General features: G+C 65.4%; 16 protein-coding genes. All 16 read right to left on the bottom strand.

The features are described 5' to 3' along the window. The coding region (gene tuf, locus QZX93_RS07800; protein ID WP_295394487.1) for an elongation factor Tu at nucleotides 1–989 on the bottom strand (989 nt) is incomplete at its 3' end. A gap of 22 nt (nucleotides 990–1,011) precedes the next feature. Continuing rightward, on the bottom strand, nucleotides 1,012–3,108 hold the full coding sequence (gene fusA / locus QZX93_RS07795) for an elongation factor G (RefSeq protein WP_295386299.1): 2,097 nt from the start codon (nucleotides 3,106–3,108) through the stop codon (nucleotides 1,012–1,014). Nucleotides 3,109–3,153: 45 nt separating this feature from the next. Continuing rightward, nucleotides 3,154–3,624 carry a 30S ribosomal protein S7 gene (gene rpsG, locus QZX93_RS07790; RefSeq protein WP_295386296.1) on the bottom strand — a complete coding sequence of 157 codons (471 nt, stop codon included), beginning with the start codon at nucleotides 3,622–3,624 and terminating at the stop codon, nucleotides 3,154–3,156. A gap of 67 nt (nucleotides 3,625–3,691) precedes the next feature. Further along, entirely contained in the window at nucleotides 3,692–4,066 is a 375-nt protein-coding gene (rpsL, locus tag QZX93_RS07785; protein WP_100921356.1) for a 30S ribosomal protein S12, read from the bottom strand. A gap of 466 nt (nucleotides 4,067–4,532) precedes the next feature. Beyond that, on the bottom strand, nucleotides 4,533–6,062 hold the full coding sequence (locus QZX93_RS07780; protein ID WP_295386291.1) for a hypothetical protein: 1,530 nt from the start codon (nucleotides 6,060–6,062) through the stop codon (nucleotides 4,533–4,535). Next, on the bottom strand, nucleotides 6,059–7,744 hold the full coding sequence (locus tag QZX93_RS07775) for a hypothetical protein (protein WP_295386289.1): 1,686 nt from the start codon (nucleotides 7,742–7,744) through the stop codon (nucleotides 6,059–6,061). Before QZX93_RS07775 ends, QZX93_RS07780 begins: the two co-directional genes overlap by 4 nt. A gap of 8 nt (nucleotides 7,745–7,752) precedes the next feature. After that, complete coding sequence (locus QZX93_RS07770; protein ID WP_295386286.1) at nucleotides 7,753–8,307, bottom strand: Uma2 family endonuclease; 555 nt, start codon at nucleotides 8,305–8,307, stop codon at nucleotides 7,753–7,755. A 233-nt stretch (nucleotides 8,308–8,540) separates the two neighbouring features. Continuing rightward, a complete protein-coding gene (gene hsdR / locus QZX93_RS07765; protein WP_295386283.1) occupies nucleotides 8,541–10,952 on the bottom strand; it encodes an EcoAI/FtnUII family type I restriction enzme subunit R in 2,412 nt (803 codons plus the stop codon). Between the two features lie 97 nt (nucleotides 10,953–11,049). Continuing rightward, nucleotides 11,050–11,430 (bottom strand): transcriptional regulator, encoded by a 381-nt coding sequence (locus QZX93_RS07760; protein ID WP_295386280.1) that lies wholly within the window; start codon nucleotides 11,428–11,430, stop codon nucleotides 11,050–11,052. Nucleotide 11,431: 1 nt separating this feature from the next. Then, the gene (locus tag QZX93_RS07755) at nucleotides 11,432–11,737 is read right to left on the bottom strand and encodes a type II toxin-antitoxin system HigB family toxin (RefSeq protein ID WP_295386277.1); all 306 of its coding nucleotides are present in this window, start codon (nucleotides 11,735–11,737) and stop codon (nucleotides 11,432–11,434) included. A 485-nt stretch (nucleotides 11,738–12,222) separates the two neighbouring features. Continuing rightward, nucleotides 12,223–13,407, bottom strand: a complete 1,185-nt coding sequence (locus QZX93_RS07750) for a restriction endonuclease subunit S (protein ID WP_295386274.1) — start codon at nucleotides 13,405–13,407, stop codon at nucleotides 12,223–12,225. Nucleotides 13,408–13,409: 2 nt separating this feature from the next. Beyond that, nucleotides 13,410–13,814, bottom strand: a complete 405-nt coding sequence (locus QZX93_RS07745) for a GIY-YIG nuclease family protein (RefSeq protein WP_295386271.1) — start codon at nucleotides 13,812–13,814, stop codon at nucleotides 13,410–13,412. Nucleotides 13,815–14,105: 291 nt separating this feature from the next. Further along, on the bottom strand, nucleotides 14,106–15,596 hold the full coding sequence (locus QZX93_RS07740; protein ID WP_295394484.1) for an N-6 DNA methylase: 1,491 nt from the start codon (nucleotides 15,594–15,596) through the stop codon (nucleotides 14,106–14,108). Between the two features lie 254 nt (nucleotides 15,597–15,850). Next, on the bottom strand, nucleotides 15,851–18,304 hold the full coding sequence (locus QZX93_RS07735) for a hypothetical protein (RefSeq protein WP_295386266.1): 2,454 nt from the start codon (nucleotides 18,302–18,304) through the stop codon (nucleotides 15,851–15,853). 34 nt (nucleotides 18,305–18,338) lie between these two features. Continuing rightward, nucleotides 18,339–21,332, bottom strand: a complete 2,994-nt coding sequence (locus QZX93_RS07730; RefSeq protein WP_295386263.1) for a Zn-binding domain-containing protein — start codon at nucleotides 21,330–21,332, stop codon at nucleotides 18,339–18,341. Further along, nucleotides 21,329–23,203, bottom strand: a complete 1,875-nt coding sequence (gene malZ / locus QZX93_RS07725) for a maltodextrin glucosidase (protein ID WP_295386260.1) — start codon at nucleotides 23,201–23,203, stop codon at nucleotides 21,329–21,331. The genes QZX93_RS07730 and malZ overlap by 4 nt, the downstream gene beginning before the upstream one ends. Nucleotides 23,204–23,217 lie beyond the last annotated feature (14 nt).

The following is a 23,217-nucleotide window of genomic DNA, read 5'->3' as shown; positions in this document are numbered from 1 at the left end:
CGGTACCCATTGAAGAACGGGGTATGACGCCCGCCCTCTTCCTTGGACAGAATGTACACTTCGGCCTCGAAGTGGGTGTGCGGGTTGATGCTCTTGGGCTTGGCCAGCACCTGACCACGCTCCACATCCTCACGCTTGGTGCCGCGCAGCAACACGCCGATGTTGTCACCGGCCTGCCCCTGATCGAGCAGCTTGCGGAACATCTCCACACCGGTGCAGATGGTCTTGGTGGTGTTGTGGATGCCGACGATCTCGACTTCCTCACCCACCTTGACGATCCCGCGCTCAACGCGGCCGGTTACCACGGTGCCACGCCCGGAGATCGAGAACACGTCCTCGATCGGCATCAGGAAGGCGCCATCGATGGCACGCTCCGGCTGCGGGATGTAGGTGTCGATCGCATCCATCAACCGGTCGATGGATTGCGTGCCGTATTCGGAATCCTGACCTTCCATCGCCAACTTGGCCGAGCCGATGATGATCGGGGTGTCGTCGCCGGGGAAGTCGTAGCTGGACAGGAGCTCACGCACCTCCAGTTCCACGAGCTCCAACAGCTCCGCATCGTCGACCATGTCGGCCTTGTTCATGAAGACGACGATATAGGGCACACCGACCTGACGCGCCAGCAGGATGTGCTCGCGGGTCTGCGGCATGGGGCCGTCGGCCGCCGACACCACCAGGATGGCGCCATCCATCTGCGCCGCGCCGGTGATCATGTTCTTCACATAATCGGCGTGTCCCGGGCAGTCCACGTGGGCATAGTGACGCGCCTTGGTCTCATATTCGACGTGCGCCGTGGCGATCGTGATGCCGCGCTCGCGCTCCTCAGGGGCGTTGTCGATCTGGTCATAGGCACGCGCCACGCCGCCAAACTTCTTGGCCTGGTGCATGGTGATCGCGGCCGTGAGCGTGGTCTTGCCATGATCCACGTGCCCGATCGTGCCGACATTCAAGTGCGGCTTGGTGCGCGAAAATTTTTCTTTGGACATCCCGATCTTCCCGTGTCACTCGTTACTGTTTCTTGGCAACCGCTTCGGCAATGCTGGCGGGCACCTCGTTGTACTTGGCAAACTCCATGCTATAGGTCGCCCGGCCCTGGGTGGCGGAGCGCAGGTCCGTGGCATAGCCAAACATCTGGGCCAAGGGCACCTCGGCACGAATGGTCTTACCGGAGGGCGTATCTTCCATCCCCTGGATCATGCCGCGGCGACTGTTGAGGTCACCCATGACATCGCCCATGTTCTCTTCGGGCGTGACCACCTCGACCTTCATGATCGGTTCCAGCAACCGGGGCTTGGCCTTGGCACAGCCCTCTTTGAACGCCATCGAGCCGGCGATCTTGAAGGCCATTTCGCTCGAGTCTACCTCGTGGTAGGAACCGTCATAGAGGGTGACCTTGATGTCCACCACCGGGAAGCCGGCCAGGATACCGGTGCGCATGGCCTCCTGTATACCTTTATCGACCGCCGGGATGTATTCCTTGGGGATGACACCACCGACAATGCCGTTGACGAACTCATAGCCCTTGCCCGCTTCCTGCGGCTCCAGCTTGATATAGACGTGTCCATACTGGCCGCGACCACCGGTCTGACGTGCAAATTTGGTCTCTTGCTGCACCGCGTTGCGGATGGTCTCCCGGTAACTGACCTGGGGGGCACCCACATTGGCCTCGACATTGAATTCGCGGCGCATGCGGTCGACGATGATCTCCAGGTGCAGTTCACCCATACCGGAGATAATGGTCTGGCTCGACTCCTCGTCGGTCCGGACGCGGAATGACGGGTCTTCCTGGGCCAGCTTCTGCAGGGCCATACCCATCTTTTCCTGGTCGCTCTTGGTCTTCGGCTCCACGGCCACCGAGATGACCGGCTCCGGGAACTCCATGCGCTCCAAGGTGATGATCTGATTCAGATCGCACAGGGTATCGCCGGTCGTGACATCCTTGAGACCCACGGCCGCGGCGATATCGCCGGCATGGACCTCACGGATTTCATGGCGATCATTGGCATGCATCTGCAGCATACGACCCAGCCGCTCCTTGCGGCCACGTACCGGGTTGTAGACGCTGTCGCCGGAGCTCAACACACCGGAATAGACACGGAAAAAGGTCAGGGTACCGACAAAGGGGTCGGTCGCGATCTTGAACGCCAGCGCCGCAAAGGGCGCTTCGTCCGAGGCCGGGCGCTCGCCCTGGCTCTCGTCCTTGTCGTCCAGGATACCGGTGATCGCCGGCACATCCTTGGGGGAAGGCATATAGTCCAGCACCCCGTCCAGCATCGCCTGCACGCCCTTGTTCTTGAAGGCCGAGCCACACATCATCGGGGTAATCTCGCTTTTCAGCGTACGCGCCCGGATGCCGAACTTGATCTCTTCCTCGGTCAGCGCTTCGCCTTCGAGGTATTTCTCCATCAGGGCTTCGCTACCTTCGGCAGCGGCCTCGATCATCTTCTCACGCCACTCCTGGCATTCGTCGAGCATGTCCGCCGGGATCTCGGCGTACTCGAACTTCATGCCCTTGGACTCCTCGTCCCAGAGGATGGCCTTCATCTTCACGAGATCGACCACGCCCTTGAAATTCTCCTCAGCGCCGATCGGCAGCTGCAGCGGCACCGGGGTCGCCCCCAGGCGGTCCTTCAACTGCTGGACGACCCGCAGGAAGTTGGCCCCCATGCGGTCCATCTTATTGACGAAGCCCAACCGCGGCACGCCGTATTTATTGGCCTGACGCCAGACGGTCTCGGACTGGGGCTCGACACCGCCCACCGCACAGAACAGGGCGCAGGCACCGTCCAGGACGCGCAACGAACGCTCCACCTCGATGGTGAAGTCGACGTGTCCCGGGGTATCGATGATATTGATCCGGTGCTCCGGGCGGGCCAAATCCATCCCTTTCCAGAAACAGGTGGTCGCGGCCGACGTAATGGTAATGCCGCGCTCCTGCTCCTGCACCATCCAGTCCATGGTGGCCGCGCCGTCATGCACCTCACCGATCTTGTGGGACACGCCGGTGTAATACAGGACACGCTCGGTCGTCGTGGTCTTGCCGGCGTCAATATGCGCCATGATACCAATGTTGCGATAGCGCTCGATGGGGGTGCTGCGTGCCACGACTATTTCCGTCCTGCAAGTGAATAAAGAACTGCGAGCCGACAACTACCAGCGGTAATGCGAGAAGGCCTTGTTCGCCTCTGCCATCCGGTGGGTGTCTTCCTTCTTCTTGACGGCCGACCCACGGGAATCCGCGGCATCCATCAACTCACCAGCCAGGCGCAAGGCCATCGACTTCTCGGAACGCTTACGCGCCGCGTCGATCAACCAACGCATGGCCAACGAGTTGCGCCGGGTGGGACGCACCTCCACCGGCACCTGATAGGTCGCACCACCGACGCGCCGGGATTTAACCTCGACGACCGGACGCACGTTGTCCATCGCGGTCTCCAAGAGGCCGATCGGCGGGCCACCCTTCTTGGTGGCCACCTGGTCCAGGGCGGTATAGATAATCCGCTCGGCGACCGACTTCTTGCCATCTTCCATCAGCATATTGATGAACTTGGTCAACAATTCGCTTCCGTGCTTGGGATCCGGCAGGATCTGACGGCGTGCGGCTACGCGTCTTCTGGGCATCTTCTAGGCTCCGACCTTCTGACTGGGTGCTTGGCGCCAGACCCCATGGGGACGGCACCACGGCACATTATTTCTTCGGGCGCTTGGCGCCGTACTTGGACCGCCCCTGGCGGCGCTTCTCGACACCCGAGGTGTCCAGGGTGCCGCGAATGGTGTGATAACGCACACCAGGCAAATCCTTGACACGCCCCCCGCGGATCAGCACCACGGAGTGCTCCTGGAGGTTGTGACCCTCGCCGCCAATATAGGAAGCGACCTCAAAGCCATTGGTCAGGCGCACACGGGCCACCTTACGCAGGGCTGAGTTCGGCTTCTTCGGTGTGGTGGTGTACACTCGGGTACAGACACCGCGGCGCTGCGGGCACGACTCCAGCGCCGGCACGTTACTCTTTTCAACGTCGCGCTTGCGAGGCTTGCGCACGAGTTGGTTGATCGTTGCCATTCAATCGGTCTCCAGCGGCGTTCTCGCGCCTGTCTCAAACACAGCAAATCGCATGCGAAAAAAACGCTGACGCCCACCCAGAACAAACCGGGAGACGACAGCCCCGCACGGGGAGGATTCGAGTGCTTCGGGGACCGGACGAGTCCGGGCCAAGCTCCGGAATCGGTACCGGAAGGTGAAATGGCCAAACTGGCGTTACTTAAGCCAGCCAGCCAAGACCGCGCATTGTATGGATGCGCGACGGGGGTGTCAACCAGCATCTCGACTGGTTTAGCGATCAGCGGATCGGATTCAGTCCCAGCAGGCCCGGGGGTCGCCGGTTGGCGGGCAAGGGAACTGCCGTGCGGCCCCTTACACCTCGCCTCCGGCCACCGTGGCTTGGGACACCTGCAATGATGGAGGGTCGCGGCGCGGCGGTGATCGGGGCAGCGATCATGGGCTTGCGCACGGCCCAAGTCAAGGCGATTCAACCGAGATCCCCCAGGCCGCGGGCAAATTCTGGGTTGCCGAGCGCGCCCAGCCAGCGATACATCCAGGTGCGAATGTCAGCGACCACCGAGGGTTCAGGGCAGGCCAGGCTATGCTCCAGCATCCGGCGCAGGGCGGGCGCGCCATGGGCCGCCAGGTCATCGCCGACCCGCTCCGGGTCGGCGGCGAGCACCGCGAGCAGGGCCGGCACGGCGGGGTGCAGCGGCAACCCCACCAGGTCCAGAGTCCCCGGATGCGGCAGCAGGCACAAGGCGGCGGCGCGCAGTTGGCCGATCTTAAAGCCCCATTCGGCGGCGTCCACCCAGTCAGGCCGCCGCCGCGTCAGCGTCGCGATCCAGCCGACCAGCGGGTGACCGACCGGGTCCTCATCCGGCGGCAGCAGTGGATAGGCGGCGGGCGCGGTGAGGTCTTGCGCCAACCGGGCCAGGTCCAGACGGCGCAGATTGACGCGATCGGCAAACTCATACAGATAGCCGAGGCCCGGCCAGGTGGCGGCAGCGAACGGCTCCAGGTGCATCCGCGGATTCGGATGGTCAACGGATATGGGCACTGCCGCCACCACGGCCGCCTGGATCGGCGGCGGCGGGAACACCAGCGGGGCCGACCCGCCCGCGATGCGCCCCGGGGCACGCGCCAGCAAGGCCGCAGCCAGCACGGCCCCGCGCTCCAGGTCGGCGGGCGCAGCGGCTGGGGTCGGCGGCCCCGCCTGCCGGGTCACCACCAGGTCCCAGTTGCGCCCGAGGTCCGCCGGATCGATCAGGCTCGCCGGGACCCAGGCGCACAGCGAACAGCGTGCCACCTCGCCCGGCGATAGCGGTAGCAGCAGCGCCACCAGGGCGGCCGGGGGCAAGGGCCGCGGCTGACCGCCGAGCACCACCGGCCGCCACCCGGCGAGCAGACCCGTATAGAGCGCGGCCAGGCGTGGCTGGTCAAGGACCGCCGACAGGGCATCGATGCCGGCCGCAATCACCCCGTCCAGTGCGGCCCGTCCGAGCACCAACCGCGGGCAACTCTCAGGCCCCAACGGCAGCGCATAATCCGGCCGCTGCCAGTCGCCCTCGCCCACCCGCCCCCACCAGGCCCCGTCGTCGCCGTCCGCCACCGCCGGCAACAGTGCCGCGGCGGCAAGCGCGATCGGAAAGCCCGCCGCCGGGCTACGCCAGTGCAACACGCGCTTCTCCAGCACTGCACCCCGGCCGGCCGCATCCTGGGCGCGGCTGGGATAGGTACCGATGGCGAAATAGTCCCGGCCCCCGGCCACCGACTCGCCCCGATCCGGCCCGGGCGCGCGCCAGGCCGTGGTGCGTATGCCCAGGTCTTCGGCGCCGATCCGCAGCCGCCGGTGCAGGTCCGGGAGCCCGCCGCCAAAGCCCTCGCTGCGGGCAATCCAGCGGTAATCGGACGCCGCGCCGTGGACCTTGCCCCAGATGCCGACCGCGCAGTGCAGCGCCTCGCCGAGCTGCGCCGGCGCCCCGGCCAAGGCCGGCCAATCGAACGGATCGCTCATCGCCCCACCTGCCGGATCAGCCAGTCGATCGGGGCGAGGAGATTGAACGGCTGTCCGCAGTTGATGCGGGGTCGCAACCGCTCGTCGTAGAAGACCACCGGCTCGATGGCCCCAAACTGCAAACGGACCCCCGCGGCGGAGACCGGGAAGAGCGCGAAGCGCGCGAAACGCGTCTCCAGATAGTTGAGCAGGCGCTGGTCCACATGCGCCGCGGCAAACCCCGCGGGCTCGCTGAGGGCCAGGCGGTAATCGTCCGGGGTCTCGATCAGTTCGTCGGCCTTGGTCACACAGACGGCCACCGGCCGCGGGTCCTGGGCGGCGACCCGCCCCGCCGCCAGCAACAGCCGCTCGAAGGTATGGGAGACCTCGTTGAACACCCGATCGTCCTGCCGCTTGGGGTCCAGCAACAGGATGATGCCGTGGGCCGCCAGCAGGCGCTCCTGGACCTCGGCGTGCAGCCCCTCATAGTCCGCGCCGGCGCGATCCTCCAGCGCCAGCGTGACCCGCTCCCCCGTGTGCCGGTGGACCAGGTGACAGACGATATTGAGCGAGGTCCCCAGCGTGGTGCCGGGCGGAAAGGCGTTGCGGGAATACATGGTATCGCGCATCAACTCGAGAAAATCCAGCCCGGTCTCACCCGGATAGATCACCCAATCCTCGCGCTGCGAGCCGCTCAATTGCCAGTAAAGTTGCCCCAGAAAGACGGTCTTGCCCGAGCCCGAGGGGCCCCACAAGGTGAGCCTGGTCGGCGCACGCGCGCTCTCGCCCGCCGCCGTGGAGCGCACCGACACCGGCCCCTGGTGCAGACCTCGCGGGTCGCCCCGGAGGATGGCCTGGGCCATGATCCGACCGCGCGCCTGGGCCTCGTCGTCCGGCCCGGCCAGGTCCGCGGGCGGCGGCGGTAGGCTGCCGTCGCTGCCCAGGATCAGGTCCCAATGGCGACCGAGCCGCAGCGCCTCGGGCACCGTGCAAGGCAACCAGCCGACCAGCGAGAGACGGTCGGCTAACTCCCGCGGCAGCGGGAGCAGCAGCGCGGCCAGGGCGGCCGGGCCCAGCGGATCGATCGCCTGGGACGGAAAGACGGCGCGCTGTCCGGCCAGGAGCCGCGCATAGAGCGCGCCTAAGTCGTCTTCGGTGAAGCGGCGACTCAGCTCCGCAAGGCCGGCGCCGAGGGTACGGACCAGCGTGGCCGGGTCGGGGGCCGCGCTGGCCGCGGCCTCCAGGGTAACGAACAGGCGATCGGCGAATGGATCGCGCTCACCGCCCTGCCACACCGCATCGTCCACACCGGCCGCCAGCGGCAACAAGATCAGTGCGCCCAGGGCCGCCGGCAGGTCCGCCGGGCGCTCCCATTCCAGCACCTGTTTCTCCAGAAAGGGGCGCCCATGGGCATCCGGGGCGCGGCCCGGATAGCAGCGCACCGCCTGGTGCAGCGTGGCGGAACTGCGCCACAGCAGGGTCGCGCGGACCACATCCTCGGCCCCGAGCCAGAGTTGCCGCGCCAGATCCGAGGTCGGACCCGAGAAGCCGGGGCTGGCAGCGATCCACTGAAAATCCGCCTGGCCGCCCGGCTCCTTGCCGAGCACGCCCCGCTCCCAGCGCAGCCCCGGGAGCGCGCGCGGCAGGCCGGCCAGGGCGGGCCAGGCGCTAAGCGATTCGTGATCGGAAGCGGGGTCGGCCATGGGCTATCTCACCCTTCAAAGACCTTGTCGTAGACATCCGCGACCTCCAGGGCGCAGCCGATACCAGGCAGCTCCAGCGTGGTTTGCGGATCGGTGATGTCAGTCAACAGCCAGCGACGATCGTCTTGCCGGCTGTAGAGCATCAGCGCCATCCGATCCTGCGCCACGACCAGATAGTCGCGCAACGAAGGCAGTTGCCGATAGCGGGCGAATTCGCCCCCCATGTCATAATCCGCCGTGCTCTGCGACAGCACCTCGCAGATCAGGGTCGGGTTGCGCAGGTTGTCGCCCTCGGCAAACTCGGGCGCGCCACAGACCACGGTGAGATCGGGGTAGACATGGCCATCGGCCAGCAGTATGCGCAGGTCGCTGGGATAGACCCGGCAGGGACGCCGCTTCAATTGAACGTGCAAGGCCGCGCCGATATTCATCATGATCGGATTGTGTGCCGGGCTCGCCCCGGCCATAGCGAACGCCTCGCCATTGCAGTATTCGTGCTTGAGCGCCGACTGGCGCTCCTGCTCCAGATACGCCTGGGGACTGAGCTTTGCGAGCGCACTCATGACGACCCTCTGATCTGGCGATGATTTGAACGGCGTAGGATGGGTAGCGCGAAGGCAAGCCCATCCTACAACGACCGCCGGCCGAACAACAAGGCCGCGGCCTTGACCACGATTCGGACACTGCTCGGGTGGCTTTGGTCGCGGCCTGGGGGCCGCTCCTACGAGCGTAGGAGCGGCCCCCAGGCCGCGACGGGTTGCCGCGAGGCCCCCAAAATACCGGCCGATGCACCGCCCTATGCCGCCTCCGCCACATAAAGCCAGCGTTGGAAGTCGACAAAGCACTCGCTGATCGCCTGCGGACTCCCCAGGTCGGCAACGGCGTCGTTGAGTGAATTGCCGTACTTCAATCGCAGCAAGGGACTCAGCTTCTCCTTATCGAGTTCCTCCACCCCCACCTGCACATAATGCAGCAACACGAAATCGAGAAACGCCTGTTGCTTGCCGGTGAAGCGCGTACCGATGATCACCTTCGCCCGCGCCGCCCGCTCCTCGCGACGCAGCGGCGCCGCCGCATAGGCGACATAGGCCAACACATCGAACAGGTCGCACTGCTCGGCCGCGATGATCTTCTGCATCTGCGCGAGTTGCTCCTTGCCGAACCCCTTCTCCGCCAGCCCGGCCAGCAGCTTCGCCCGGGTGTCGGGCAGGATCCACAGCGCGCGCAGCTCATCCTCGTTCGCAAAGAAATCCGGCAAGCGCCCGAACAGCGCCTCCATGAACTGCTGGGCAGACATGGGCGTGCCATCGGGGTGCCAGAAGGAGGTCACCATCATGTGCTCGATCTTGCGCTCCTTGCCGTCGGCCAGTCTGACCCGGACCTTGCCCCGCCCCGGGCAGACGCAGGGTTGCGCCCCGCAGACCGTGCAGGGCTCCTGCGGCTGCGCCGGGCAAACGCAGGGCTGCTGCCCGCACAGATAGCAGGCGGCCGACGGCTCCGCCACGCATGCGCAGGGTGCGCTATGGCATTGCCCACAGAGATCCGGCGGGAGCGGCTCGCCATCCCATTGCGGATCGCTGAAATGGTGGTGCGCCTGCACGAAGTCATAGATGGTGAAATAACACTTGCCGTCGTAGAGCCGCGTCCCCCGCCCGATGATCTGTTTGAACTCGACCATGGAATTGATGGGGCGCATCAGCGCGATGTTACGCACATTGCGCGCGTCCACCCCGGTGGAGAGCTTCTGCGAGGTGGTCAGGATGGTGGGGATCGTCTTCTCATTGTCCTGAAAGTCGCGCAGGTGCTGCTCACCCAGGGCGCCATCGTTCGCCGTGACCCGGTGGCAGTAATTGGGGTCGCTGCACGTCTTGGCCTGATTGATCAGGTCGCGCACCGCGAGCGCGTGCGCCTGGTTGGCACAAAAGACCAGCGTCTTCTCGCGCTGGTCGATCTGTGACATGAAAATGTCGACCCGCTTGCGCTCCCGCTCCATGATCTCGATGTTGCGGTTAAAATCGCTTTCCTCATAGCGTTTACCCGCCTCGATTTCCCCTTCCACGACGATGTCGTCTGGTGTATAGACATACTCGTCGAGCGTCGTGGAAATCTGCTTCACCCGAAACGGCGTCAGAAAGCCGTCGTTGATCCCCTCTTTGAGCGAATAACTATAGACCGGCTCGCCGAAATAGGCATAGGTATCGGCGTTGTCCTTGCGTCGCGGGGTGGCGGTGAGCCCGAGCTGCACGGCCGGCGCGAAATACTCCATGATGGCGCGCCAGCTACTCTCGTCATTGGCGCCGCCGCGGTGGCACTCGTCGATCACGATGAAATCGAAAAAGTCGGGCGGATAATCGCCAAAATAGGGCGATGGCACGCCATCCTTGGGCGGACCGCTCATGAAGGTCTGGAAGATGGTAAAAAAGAGGCTGCCATTCTTCGGCACCCGGCCCTTCTTGCGGATATCCGCGGGCGCGATGCGCACCAGCGCATCCTCCGGAAAGGCCGAAAAGGCGTTATAGGCCTGGTCGGCGAGGATATTGCGATCGGCCAGGAACAGGATGCGCGGCCGGCGGTTCGGCTCGCCGCTCTGCTTCCAGTCGCTGAGGTTCCACCGGCTATGGAACAGCTTCCAGGCGATCTGAAAGGCGATAAAGGTCTTGCCGGTGCCGGTGGCCAGCGTCAGCAGGATGCGCGCGCACCCATCGGCGATGGCCGCCAGCACCCGCTCGATGGCGATATCCTGGTAATAGCGGCCCTGAAAGTAGCCGCCCCGGTCCTCGAAGGGTACAGCGGCAAAGCGATCGCGCCAGCGATTCGCCGCCGCAAAGGTGCGGTGCCAGAGTTCATCCGGGGTGGGAAACCGCTCGAGCTCGCACTCGGCCCCGGTCTCCATATCGATCTCATAGAGGCCCTGGCCATTGCTCGAATAGCCGAAGCGCACGCGCAACTTACCGGCATACTGCTTGGCCTGCCCCACGCCTTCGGTCAGCGGCTTGTCCCACGCCTTGGCCTCCATGACCGCCAGCTTGTGGTTGCGATACACCAGCACATAGTCCGCGATCAGCGGCGGACCGCGCCGGCCATGCCCCTCGATCCGCCCCAGTGTAATCGGATATTCACGCAGCACCCGGCTCCCATCCACCACCGCCCAGCCGGCCGCCTTGAGTGCCGGATCGATGTGCTCGGCGCGGGTCTCTGCCTCGTTCATGCTGGCTCCTAAATCCGATGATTCGCTACCCTCGCTACCCTCGTGACACCGCTCAAGCGGTGTCACGCCTGTGTCAGGCGCTGCGCGCCGCGCGCATTCACTGTGTCCTGGCGCCACGCAATGGCCGGATCAGGCTCTCCGCCGGTATGGCAAGCCCGGCATGGAGCTTGCGGATCATGGGGAGGGTCAACGCGCGCTTGCGTTGCAGGACCTCATACACGCGACTGGATCGCCCAATCATGGGCTCCAAATCCTTCTCAGTGAGCCCCGCCTGCTCCATACGGAATTTGATGGCCTCCACCGGGTCCGGCAGGTCCACAGGGAAGTGCTTGAGCTCATAGGCTTCGGCCAGCGTCAAGAGGACCTCGAAGCGCTCGCCATCCGGAGAAGCAGGTTCCGGTTCATCATCAAAGAATACCGCAATCTCACGCATGGCCGAGCGGTAGTCGTCTTCAGTACGAAGCGGCCTGATAGACATTTCATAACTCCGTTTCGATGGTTTCTGCATCGATGGTGTCATATTCTGCATGGGTGCCGATAAATTTGATGTAGAGCGCACCATAACGGTATGCTACAGCGACAATAAGCCGGTAGGCATTGCCGCCGATATTGAACACCACCCGTCGGTTCTTGAGTATGCTGGCGCTGCGGAACTGCGCCTTGATGTCGGTCGGCTGTCGCCAATCGGCGTTGCGCGCCTCATCCACCCAAGCCTCCAGATGCGACCTCGCCCCGGGGTGGCGCGCCCAGAACTCACGCAGCACTTTGATCGCAACGATTCGCATGCCTAGATCCTAGTCCGGCAGCAGCGCTGCCGCAAGTGTTGATCTGACTCCTACGCTCCAGCATCGCGAAGCGCCACGGGAGGCTTCCGCGGCCGAACTGCAACCCGCTGGAGCGTGAGAACGAGTAAGGAAAGCCGCCCAAGCGCCAACAACTCTGGCTCCCACGCTCCAGCGTGGGAGCAAGTCGCAACGCTCCAGCGTCGCGTCGGCACGGGAGGCTTCTGCGGCCAAACTGCATTCCCACGCTGGGGCGTGGGAACGAGAAGAATTTCTCTCACGGAGACACGAAGGCACGGAGAAAGACAACTCCGGTTCTCCGTGTCTCCGTGTCTCCGTGAGAGATTTCTTCTAACCTGCGTTTCTGGTTCCCACGCGCCGCGTGGGAACCAGTCCGGGCGCGCCGCGCCCGGCGGCACACCGCGGCGCGGTGCGGAGGCATTCCCACGCGGCGCGTGGGAACGAGAAGGGAGAGCGCATGGCGGTGCTTAGAGTTGACCGGTGAAGGCTTGGTTGAGGAGCGATTTCTTCAGCGCGTCGAGGGCAGCGAGTTTGCGCTGATAGATGGATTCGAGGCGTTGGGTTTCCGCAGACAGGTCTTCCAGGATGCTGACAATACGATCTTGTTCAGCGGTTGCTTGCGGGAACGCGATAACAAGCGGTTCAATGTCATAGTTATTAATCTGTGGAATTGACGACCCGCTGCCAAGCTGACGCATGTCAACATTCAAGAAGTAGAAAAACAGGAACTTTGGGAGCAACACTCTTGAGGGAATTACGCCCATGATATTCAGATCAGCACAGATAGGTACCGCGGTTAGCCTCTTCTTGTTTGTGAGGATTGCTCCACCCCTCTTTGGGAAAATTGTGGTTCCGGTTGGGAGGATAGCATTCTTGCCGATATCTGATTTATTAAGAAACCGCGAGGAACTGAAAATTGCCAGCTCGTTCCCAAGGTGAGACATATCCGCAACTTTCAGATAGGGTAAATCACCCGCAGCCTTTTCCAATGATTTATCGACGGTTGTCCCGCTCCTGAGAGTGCATACTTCCCCGAGCGTTTTCTCGACCCACCCATGACCCTTCTCTGTGAAGACCGCATTGAGATAACTCTCGAAGATCGCGCGCGCGTTTTGCAGGTTCTTTTCGGCGTTCGCTTTGGCGGTGGCGATGCCCTCAAATGCTTCGTCGAGGATGCCGACGATCCGCTGTTGTTCGGCGAGCGATGGAAATGAAAACTCCTGCGCCCGAACCTCAGCATCAGTAACAGCCGGATAACTAGCCCCTTTTTGAAGACTCTCCATCTGACCCATGAAGCCTTCAGTAAAGAGAAAGTAGAAGAGGAATCGATGATCGATTTCAGATTTCGGACGGAGGATGAAATAGCCGGTACTGCAAACGACACCGTCAAGCTCTTCCGGGATAATCGCGATGCGTTGCAAAGTCGGCCGAATAGTGGCAAAGAGGACATCGTTGGCGCGCACAAGTCGCCGAGCCCGACTGGGTGCATCTTTGCCTCTTAGTTGCTGGACTTGCTCAACTCGGAATGTCTTATTCGATATGCTGGAAACGTCGATATATTGAAATTCAGCCTCTGGTGCTTGAACCGGATTGACAGTCTCCGTTTTCCCAAACACATCGCCAAGCGTCTTCGTCTGCCACCCCGTTCTCATGATTACTCTCCTTCCGTTCGTCCTGAGCTTGTCGAAGGACGAACGGATGACTCAGGTCCATCGACAGGCAACCGCCCTTCGACAGGCTCAGGGCGAACGGCATCGCGGGACTCGGGGGGAACCGCGCTTCGACTTTTTGCGAGGCGGGAGACTTCCGCCCAATCGCCCCGCATCATCGCTTCCTTCTTCTTGCGGCTCCAGCCTTTGATTTGCTGTTCAGAGGCGATGGCCTCCTCGCGAGTTGGGAAATCTTGCGAGAACACCAAATGCAGCGGTCGACGGTTGAACGTGTAACAACTGGTGATGGCGCCAGTCGTGTGTTCGGCAATCCGTTTTTCAAGATTATCAGTCTGACCAGTATAGTAACTTCCATCGGCACAACGGAGGATGTAGACCCAGAATGACATTACGATTCTCCATCAAGTTACAAACGCCGTTTGTGGTCCGTTCGTGGTTCGACAAGCTCACCACGAACGGACCACAAACGGCTTGGCAAGCTCACCACGAACGGACCACAAACGGCTTGGCAAGCTCACCACGAACGGACCACAAACGGCTTGGCAAGCTCACCACGAACGGACCACAAACGGCTTGACAAGCTCACCACGAACGGACCGCAAACGACTTGACAAGCTCACCACGAACCGACCATAAACCGCTTGGCCAGGTCTCCACGAACAGATTTGACGGCATAGCCATCACGACAGCAACGCCCTAATATTCGCCAACACCTCAGCACTCTCCGCATCCAGCGCCGCGATCTCGTCCATGATCGCCTGCGGGCTCAGGTGGGCCACCGCCTCGCCGCCGTTCGGGTTCTTGACCGACAGGTCGAAGGTGCTCTGGTCGATCCCCGCCGCATCCAGGCTCCAGCTCTTTGGGGAATCGGCAAAGGTCTTCTGTAGCGCGACAAACTCCGCCAGATCGGCATCATTGAGCGGATTGGTCTTGCCGAGGTTGCGGCCCGGGTCGAGTTGGTAATACCAGACGGTACGGGTCGGCGCGCCCTTTTCGAAGAAGAGGACGACGGTCTTGACGCCGGCCCCCTGGAAGGTGCCGCCGGGGCAGTCGAGCACGGAGTGAAGGTTACAGCTTTCCAGCAAGCGCTTGCGCAGCGAGACGGAGGCGTTGTCGGTATTGGAGAGGAAGGTGTTCTTGATCACCACCCCGGCCCGGCCGCCGGCCTTGAGCGTCTTGATGAAGTGCTGCAAGAACAAAAAGGCGGTCTCGCCGGTGCGGATCGGGAAGTTCTGCTGGACCTCCTTGCGCTCCTTGCCGCCGAAGGGCGGATTGGCGAGGATGACATCGAAGCGGTCGCGGTCCTGGACGTCGGCCAGGTTTTCGGCCAGGGTATTGGTGTGGACGATGTTCGGGGTCTCGATGCCGTGCAGGATCATGTTCATGATCGCAATCACATAGGCGAGCGACTTCTTTTCCTTGCCGTAGAAGGTCTGTTCCTGAAGGGTGCGATCCTGCGCGGTGGTGCGCTCGGGGTTGCGCGCCTGGAGATAGACGAAGGCCTCGCACAGGAAGCCGGCCGAGCCGCAGGCGCCGTCATAGATGCGCTCGTTAAGGCGCGGGTTGACCACCTCCACCATGGCGCGGATGAGCGGGCGCGGGGTGTAATATTCACCGCCGTTGCGCCCGGCGTTCCCCATGTTCTTGATCTTGGCCTCATAGAGATGAGACAGTTCGTGCTTTTCCAGCTGGGAGCTGAAGCGCAGTTCGTCGATATGGTCGATGACCTCGCGCAGGTTGTAGCCGCTGCGGACCTTGTTCTTGATCTCGCCGAAGATCTCACCGATCTTGTATTCGATGGTGTTGGGACCGCTGGCGCGCTGTTTGAAGCCGTGCAGATAGGGGAAGAGCCGCCGTTCGACGAACTCGATGAGGTCCTCGCCGGTCATGGCCTCGTTGTGGTCGAGTGTGCCATCCGCGGTCTTGGGCGCGGCCCAGGCGTCCCAGCGGTAGGGTTCTTCGAGGATGAAAAAATAAGACTTGCCGTCGAGCGCGGCCTCGGTGGCCTTTTCGCGCTCCAGGTCGTCGAGATATTTCAGGAACAGCAGCCAGGAGGCCTGCTCGGTATAGTCCAGTTCGGTGGTACAACCGGCCTCCTTCCATAGCACATCGTCGATATTCTTGAATGCCTGTTCAAAGGTCCGTCCGAGGTCTTCTGCCACTGCTGCCACTGCCACTCCCGCTTATACGCGCTTACCAATTGATTCCACATCGTCAACGCGGCCTATTCTAGCGCGTTTTCGCACGAGTGGCGGCCTTGATCATCCTGCCGGCGAGTCCGCGGCGGCCGAGAGGTTGCCTGCCATGGCCTGGATTCCGGCGTCCCGGCCGGAACGACGATCAAGGCCCGAGCGACGTTGCGGCCTGCGGCCTGAACCTCGGCACTTGCAGCGACCCGTCGCGGCCGGGGGCCGCTCCTACGGGGTCAGGCGCCCTGCGACCCAAGCGCCTGGCGTTGATCCGCGAGCCGCCGGCGCAGCCGCGCCGGCGGCTGCTGCTCCGGCGACAGGGCGCGGATTTCGGCGACCAGGGCGCTGGATTCGGGGTCCTTGGTGCGTCTGGCGTGCTGCTCCAGGAGCTGCAAGGTCTCGCCGATCTCACGCGCGGCCAGGCGCTGCGCCTGGCGTTCCAGCAGCCGCAGCAGCCGCTGCGCCTCCTCCAGTTGCACCGCCTGGGCGCCCCGCGGCCACTGGGTGTCGGCGGGCGGATGGATCAGGGCCTCGACCCGCACATACAGTTCCGGGCAGTAGCCCTGCAGAAAGAGTCCGTTGAAGCGGCGCAGCCGCTCGCGCAGGGCCTCGCCGCGCTCGCGCAGGCGCCGCGCGGCGGACTCGATGCGCCGCTGGATGTGCTCGGCGTTCTCGAGCCACTCGCGCAACACCGCGATACGCTCCAGCGGATCGGCCAGGTCGTCCGGCCGCCAATGCTGAAACTGACGCAGCAGGGCCTCGCGGTCGCCGCGGTCGTTTTGGCCAAGACGCTCCGGCGCGATCGCCGCCAGGGCCTCTTGGAGCTGCGCCGCACCCGCCGTCAGTGCCTGTTCCTCCGCCGCAATCAGTGACTGAGCACCGGCGAGCCGGGCGCGGACCAGCACCAGTTGATCGGCGATCCCGCTCAGGTCGCCGGCCGCCGCGGGGCGCGGCGGCGTGAGGGTCAGACCGCTCGCGCGGATGGACTCATGGGTCAGCAGCGCAGACACCGCGGCCAGGCGCTGGCTAGCGGCCGCGATCAGCTCACCGCAGGTCTGCGCGAACCTGGACTCGGCCGCGGCCAACGCGCGATCCTGCTCCGCCAGTTGCAGCCGGGCCTGTTCGAGACTGGGCTCGTGGACGCCGGACGTCTCACACCGAGGCGCCAAGGCGCCAAGGTTATGCGGTCCCTCATCGGCCGCAGGAGAGCCATCCGTCGGGCGATCCGCAGGGCGTGGGGACTGCGTTGTCTCGCTTGGCGTCTTGGCATCTTGGCGTGAGCCATTCTGAGCGAGTAGACCCACCGGGCCAGGCAGCACGATGGCGAGCCCCTGGGCGCGCTCCGCCAACCAACGCGCCCGCGCCTGCAAGGCGATGCGCGCCTCGTCCAGCCCCTCATGGTCCTGGCGGATCGCCTCCTCCAGTGCCTGAAGGTCGGCGCGTAGGGCGCGCGCCTGCTCCGCTTGGCTCAACAAGGTCAGTGCCTCAACCCCCTGGCTGGCGCGCGTGAGTGCATCGAACCGATCATGCAGCCGGGCCAGTTGCGCGTCCTTCTCGTCCAGCCGGGGGATCGGGGTGAGTGCCGCAAGCCGCGCCCGACACTCGGCCAAGACCGTGCTCAAGCCCCCCAACAGGGCGCTCTCCGAGCGCTTCACGCGGTTCTCAAGCGCCGCTTTGGCGTCGCGCAACTGCTCGCACCAGTCCTCGTGGTCGCGCGGATCTTCCGGGGTCTCGGCCCGCAGGTCGCGCACCAGCTCATCCAGCCCCGGGTCGGGGGCCACCAGTTGCGCGAACAGGGCACAGCGCGCCTCCAGGTCCAGGACGGCGTCGCGGCGCACCGCGGCGGCCCGGTCCATCAACCCCTGCTCCAAGGCCCGGGCCTGCTCGAACAGCTCCGCGAAGGTGCGGTCATCCTCCCCGGGCCAGTCCTTGCGCCTGGCCTTGAAGCGCTCGGCGAGGATCGCGCAGTCGTCGCCGTCCTCGCCGAGCGCCCGCGCCCAGCGCGGCAGGGCCTTGACGATCTTCTCGGTCTCGGTGATCTCGCGCGGCTGCTCGCGGCGCGCCAATTGGTCCAGCGGGTCCACCAGCGCCTTGAACTCGGCGGCCCACTGCGGCGTCGGTCCGCTCCGGCACAGGCGCTCACCCAGTTCCGGCAGGGCGGCCTCCAGGGCCGCGGTGCGGGTGGACGCGCGGATCTTGGCGAGCGCCGACTCGGCATTGAGCCAGAGCCCCAGGGCCTCGGTGAGACGGAGACTCGCGGTGCGGGCGGCCTCGCCGCGGCGCTCATCGACCATCAGGTCGTCGTCGGTCTTCACCTGCCGGCCGAGGCGGCGCGCCTCCAGGCCCAGGTGTTCCAGTAACGCCGGGATCGCGCCCGGGTCATGCAGGGCCGGGGCCGCGACGCGCTCCAGGGCCTGCGCGGCGACGGTGAGTTGTTGCTCGATCTCGCCGATGCGGTCGAACAGCCTATGCAGTGACCCGCCGCGGGCCGCCAGCGCGTCCACCCGCGGGACGAGGCGCGCCGCGCTCTGCCCCAGGCCCAAGACCCCGCGCCAGGACAGGGCCGTCGCCACCTCGGCCAGCAAGTCCGCGCGCTCGCGCTGGAAGGATTCGGCCCGCGCCGGCACCCCCTCGCCACATTCCAGCAGGCGCTCACGCAGCTCGATTAGCAGGGTGTGGTTGCTTGCCATTGAGGTATCGTCTCTCTTGCGTCCATCCGGATTCTTACGTCCCCAACACCCGCCGCAGCAGTTGCACCGCCTCGCGCCGGCTCAATTGGCGCTCCACCGAGTAGCGGGTGGCGGCGATGGCGGGCGGGGATTGCAGACAGAGCGGGCAGCCGGCATCGGCCCCGCAGGGGCATTCCGCCAGCCAATCGCGCGTATAGACCAACAATCGGCGCAACAGGTCGTCGTCGTCATTGAGCGCATCGATGAGCCCCAGGCCCTGGGGATACAGATCGAGGATCACCAGACCGGACTCGCGGCGGCGGCCGATCTTGAGCCCCTCGGCCGCCATGACCAGCACCGCATCCTCCTCCACCCCGACCTGGACCGCCAACACCTGCCCCAGGGCCTGGGCGATCGAGTGCAGTGCCGCCGGGCACGCGTCCAGGTCCTCGTCCAGAAAGCGCAGCATGAGCCCCTGGGTGGGGAAGGCCAGGCTCTCGATGGGCTCGCCCCACAGCGGCTCGCTCTGGTGCGGCGCGCCCGGGCGCGGCGGCCGCACCTCGACGATCCCGGTGACCTCCTCCTCATACTGGGTCTGGATGATCAGCTTGTTCAGGCCACCCTGGTCGAAGAAGACCTGGGTCTGTCCAGGGTCCACCTGGGTGCGGCGCAGGCGCGGTTCGCTCACCCGCCAGGTCAGCACCGGGTCGTCGCTGCGGGTGCAGTAGAGTACGCCCAGGCGCTTGATCTCGGCGGCATCCGTCGCCGGCCAGGCATTCATGCGATAGGTCTGACCCTTGATACGGAAGACGCGCCGGGGGTAGGCGACGATGGTGGCGCGCTCCGGATCGATGCGCTGGAGCACGGCCTCGGCCCCGCCGGCCTCGCGCAGGACGATGGCGACCAGCCGATCGCCGACGGTATCCAGCGGGCCAGGCCGATACTGCGCCGCCGAACTGCGGTAACCGGTATCGACCTTGAGCGTGTTGTCCTCGTCCAGAAAGCGCACATCGCGCCGCTCGATCTCGTGGCGGTTGGCGAGCTCCTCCAGCACCGGGTCGAGGATGGTGTCGCGCCACTGGAAGGTGTCGAGCAAGCCACTGGCCACTGCCTCCATCTCACGCAGGGCCAGCAACAGGTGGCGCCGTACGATGGCCGGCTGCGGCACCCCGGGCACCAGGCGCCGCACCTGGCGGAAGAAGGTCTCGGGGTCCTGCGCCAACTGCATCAAGAGGCGCCGGCAATAGGGGTTACCGGGCGGCAGCAACAGGCCCACCTGGTGGATCGGCAAGCGCTCCAGTGCGCGCCCGCCCTGGGAGAGCAGATCGGTCAGCGACAACACCTGAGCCGCATCGAGCTCCAGGATGCGCGCCGCGGCATCGGCCGGCGTGCGCACCAGCCGCTCGGCCAGCCGGCGCCCGTCGACCGCCTGCTGCATGAAGTCGCGGGCCTTGACCAGGTCCAGCGCGCGCGGCGCCTCATAGCAGGTACTCAAGCCCGCCTCCACGGCTACGCGGGCGGCCAGCAGACTCGGGTCCCAGTGGTCCAGATCGGCCGCATCCGCGCCCTTGAGCCCCGCCGTCGGCTCCAGCAGGTGGATGGCGATGGGGTGGTAACGGCGCCGCTCGACCACCACCCGATCCGCGGGCCGGTAGTCATAGGGCAGCAGTTGCGACACGAAGGCCGCCAGGTTGGCCTCGTGGCTGCGGTCGCTGCGGGCGAAGGTCAGCGAGCGCGTCTCCTGGTGTCCCTTACGCCGCAGCAGTCGATGCAGGCGATGGGACACCGCCCAGAAGTTGGCCGCCCGGACCCCGGAATAGGCGTCCAGGTCCAGCCAGACGGTGAGCCCGATCCGGGCCAGCAACAGCGGGTTGTCCGCCAGGTCCGCCAGGTGGTCGGACAGCGTGCCGACCTCCATCAGCCAGACCATCGCGGCGGGTTCGCTGGGCGCGGCGGCCCGCGGCAGGTGGATGGCCTCAGGGCCTGGCAGCCAGGGGGCAAGACGCTCCACGCAGGACTCGGGGGCCTGCGGGACGATGACCAGGGTCACCAGTTCCAGACGCACATGGGTCAGTTGGATCGCCACCGCCAGGGCCTCCCACTGTCCGCTATCGTCGGGGGCCAGAACCAGACGGTCCAATCCCGATCGACGCCGGCCCGCGTCCGCCGCGAACAGGTCGGCGAGGGCCTCGATCAGCTCCGGGGCCACCCGGCGGGTGCGCAGGAACGGCCACTGCTCAAGCAGCGCCCGCGCCCCGGGATCGGCCGTCTCCACCGCCGTGTCGGTGGGCGCCAGCCGGCACAGGGTCTGGACGGCAAAGCCGCGTCGGCGCAGCGCGGCCACCCAGTCACCGGGGGCCGCGGGCTCGGCCACGGCCGCGCTGTCGCTGACCGCGCCGCGGCGGCCGCGGCTCAAGGCAATGACGATCAGGGTGACAGCGATGACCGCCGAGAGGCCCCAGGGCGCGGCCCGTTGCTGGGCCAGGCCCTCACCCAGATCGGGCGCGCTCCAGATGAGCAATAACAGAAACGGGGACGCCAGGACCCACAGGACCCAGTGCCGGGAATGCTCAAACCCCGCGGACCCCGCCAGCCAGGCGCCGGGGCGCGGCTGCTCCGGGGTCAGCGCCGGGGTCCGCGCCGGGGCGGGCATGGCCAGACGCAGCAAGAGCACCAGCAACCAGACGGCAAAGGGGAGCGCGAGCGCCCACCATTCCGGATGTGCCAGCCGCTGCCCATCCGGATCCACCGGTGATGGGACCTTCAGCTCCAAGGGCGGCCACCCGGGTAGTTCCACCTTGAGCCCGGTCGCATCGAACAGCGGGTGCCAGCCCTTCTGCCACCAGGCGGAATCCAAGAGTTGCAGGGTCCAGCCATAGAGCAGCAACGCGGCCAACAACCCACCGGTCCAGACCAGCACCCCGGTCCAGAGCTCGCCGCTGTCGCGGCCCGGCCGCCAGGCGACGACCGCGGCGTTGACCGCAAGCGCCAGCACCAGGGCGGCGACAAAGGCCCCGAAAGGGACCAGCCAGGCGGGGGCGGCGGTCATGCGGGTTCCAAGTCCACCGTCAACTCACCCCGCAGCAGCAGCCCCTCCTTCGGCCCCAGGTCCAGGGTCAGGATGTCGCCGCCCAGACCCCAGGGGCACTCGCCCAAGAGCACACCGAGATTCATCGCGCGGCCCGGCAGGCCATCCAGCGGGACCCGCACCCCGTTCTGCGGCAGGGCGCCGCGATTGACGATCAGGATCACCAACTCATTCCCTAGGTAGCGGGCGTAGCCGAACAGGTCGCCGCAGGCGAGCAGGCCCTGGTAGGCGCCGCGGCGCAGCGCCCGGTGTTCCCGACGCCGGCGGGCCAGGGTCTGGACCCAGGCGCGCAGCGGCCGGTCCCAATGGTCCTCATCCCAATCGAAGCAGGCACGGTTGTAGGGATTGTCACGGCCGGCCATGCCGATCTCGTCGCCGTAATAGATGCAGGGCACCCCGGGATAGGTGAAGAGCAACAGGAGCGCCAGGCGCATCAGGAAGGGGTCCTCGCCCACCAGGGTGAGGAAGCGGGTGGTATCGTGTGAACCCAGCAGATTGAGTTGACAGAGCTGGTTGGCATACGGAATGCGGGAGCGGGCATCGGTAAGCCACGCCTCGAACCCGGCGGCATCCAGCGCGATGGGGTGATAGTTGACGTCCTGCCCGGCCAGGAAGGCACGCACCGGCACGGCGAAGCCATAGTAGTTCATGGCCCCGTCCTCCTGATCGCCCTGGAGCCAGCGGGTCGCCTCGGCAAAGTGCTCCCCCAGGATGTAGGCGCGCGGGCTCTCCTCGCGCACGGCGTGGCGCAAGGCGCGCAGCACCCGGGCATTGTGCCGGGCGCCGGTACCCTCCCCCAGCATGTGGGCCACATCGATCCGCCACCCGTCCGCCGAATAGGGTGGGCGCAGCCAGCGGCGGACGATGGCGTCCTCGCCGTCGAGGAAATACTCCCGCACGCAGGGATCGCCGAAATCCAGCACTGGCAGTGACTTGGCACCCTGCCAACAGTGGTAGCTCTCGGGATCGGCGGGGTCGTGGAAGGTGTAGGCACCGCGCAAGGGTGCCGCCACGCCCTGGTAGGCCCCGACCGCGGCATGGGTACCCCAGCGGTTGAACCAGGGATGGGTGTCCGAGGTATGGTTGAAGACCGCATCCAGCACCAGGCGCATGCCCCGCCCCGTCGCGGCCACCCGCAGGTCCGCCAGGGCATGATTGCCGCCCAGGTAGGGGTCGACGTGTTCAAAATCCTCGATGTCGTATTTGTGTACGCTGGGCGAAGTGAAGATGGGGTTGAGCAAAATCGCGGTGACACCCAGGTCGTCAAGATAGTCGAGCGACTCGCGCACACCGATCAGGTCGCCCCCGTAGAACTCACTGTCCGGCCGCTCCGGGTCGATCGGCTCCCCCCACGCCTTGGCCCGAATCGGGCGCTCGGCGCGCGGTGCATAGGCACCGGCGCGCGGGCTGCACCCGGGGTCGCCGTTGCGGAAGCGCTCCGGGAATATCTGGTAGAAGACCTGGTCAGGCACCCAATCCGGCGGCGCCTGCTCGGTGTTGAGGCGAAAGAAGCGTTCGCGCAGCGGCATGCGGGGGCTCGGTCCGGCCGCGTCCAGCCAGCACTGCCGGTCCGCCAGCAACACCTTGAATGCATAGACCGTCAGTGGACAGGCCGGAGCGGGGACGAGGGCCGCCTGATAGACCTGGAAGCGCCCACGCTGCGTGATCGCCGCCATGGGCAGCAGACGCTCCTCGTTGTCCCGCTCCAGCCGCAGGTAAACCCCGATTGGAGGCGGGGCGACGGCGGCCAGCCACAACTGGACCCGACAGTGCCCGTCGCACCATGTAAGGAAGGGTGCGACCTGATGATGGATCATGGCGGGTGCGGTCATGGGATGAGTCCCTG

Origin of the sequence: uncultured Thiodictyon sp. (genome assembly GCF_903946935.1) — a bacterium.
GTDB lineage: Bacteria > Pseudomonadota > Gammaproteobacteria > Chromatiales > Chromatiaceae > Thiodictyon.
This window is presented reverse-complemented; position numbering and strand designations above follow the sequence as displayed.